We start from the raw sequence: 1,082 nt of genomic DNA on the forward strand, positions 1-1,082 counted from the left end.
CGGCAAAGGGGCGCTCACTCCTCTATGATTTGTCCTCTGAGGCCGTCGCTGGTATAGACGCAGATGGTGTCCATATCTCCGGTTTCGGGGTAGTATATGCAGCGGTAGGAGGCCACTTTGCCGTAGTTGTTCATTATCTGGGTCCAGCCTTGCACGTAGAAGCTGCACTCGTCGTTGAAGCATACGTATAGATACGGCGTACACCAGCCCAGGCCGTCGCTGAGGTTAAAGCGTGGTGTTTCCGTTTTTTTCATCTTTTGTCCACAGTATGGGCAATTGGGTGCTTCCGTTAATTTCATCTATATTCTCCTTTGTTTATCACTGTTCGTAAATAATCTCACTTGTAATTTATGAGCGGTCTTCCCTGGGCGTCTTTATTTATGGTCCCCGCGAGGATGAGAATCCCCTCGGCCAACCCCCAGATGACACCTAAGCCGGTGGAAAACGTAAGCAGCAACTGGGCGATTCCAATGCCCGTATAGCCAAGGTAGAAGCGATGTATCCCCAGGCTGCCAAGGAATACGCCAAGTATACCGGCAATGGTCTTGTTCTTGTAAGTGTACTCTTCGGATAGATTGGTCTCTGCCACTACGATCTCCACGTCTTTACTGAGCGGTCTGCCCTGTGCATCCTTGTCAATTTTACCCGACAGGATGAGAAAGCCCTCAAACATACCCCACAAGGCGCCAAGTCCGCAGGTCAGAAAGGTGACAATCACCTGTATAACCCCGATGGTCGTGTAGCCAAGGTAAAAGCGATGCACCCCAAAGGCGCCGAGAAAGACGCCATACATGGCGGCAGTGGCAAGGTTTTTTTGGCCGGCGGCAGGCGTGTCATCCACTGCCCCGGATTCCGTCGGTAGTGGCTCTGCGTATTTGACCAGGGGGTTACCGCGTGCGTCCTTGTCGAAGAATCCACCACCCCACAGGATGATCCAGCCTTCAATAATCCCCCACAGCGCCCCCACTCCACAGGTCAGCAGCGTCACAAGTATCTGGGCTATACCTATGCCCGTATAGCCGAGGTAGAAGCGATGCACCCCCAGGGCGCCAAGCGTGACGCCATAGATACCGGCAACCGTC

General features: G+C 53.3%; 2 protein-coding genes. Both read right to left on the reverse strand.

What is annotated here, in order from left to right:
- Positions 1 to 14 precede the first annotated feature (14 nt).
- Complete coding sequence (locus tag HWQ67_RS19445) at positions 15 to 299, reverse strand: hypothetical protein (RefSeq protein WP_218254351.1); 285 nt, start codon at positions 297 to 299, stop codon at positions 15 to 17.
- A gap of 38 nt (positions 300 to 337) precedes the next feature.
- On the reverse strand, positions 338 to 1,082 hold a 745-nt coding region (locus tag HWQ67_RS19450; protein ID WP_218254352.1), incomplete at its 5' end, for a TM2 domain-containing protein.

This window comes from Candidatus Magnetobacterium casense, from assembly GCF_019173545.1.
GTDB classification, from domain to species: domain Bacteria; phylum Nitrospirota; class Thermodesulfovibrionia; order Thermodesulfovibrionales; family Magnetobacteriaceae; genus Magnetobacterium; species Magnetobacterium cryptolimnobacter.

Excerpts from the sequence above, each read along its gene's own strand:
- HWQ67_RS19445 (WP_218254351.1), bottom strand. The coding sequence starts at position 299 with ATGAAATTAACGGAAGCACCCAATTGCCCATACTGTGGACAAAAGATG.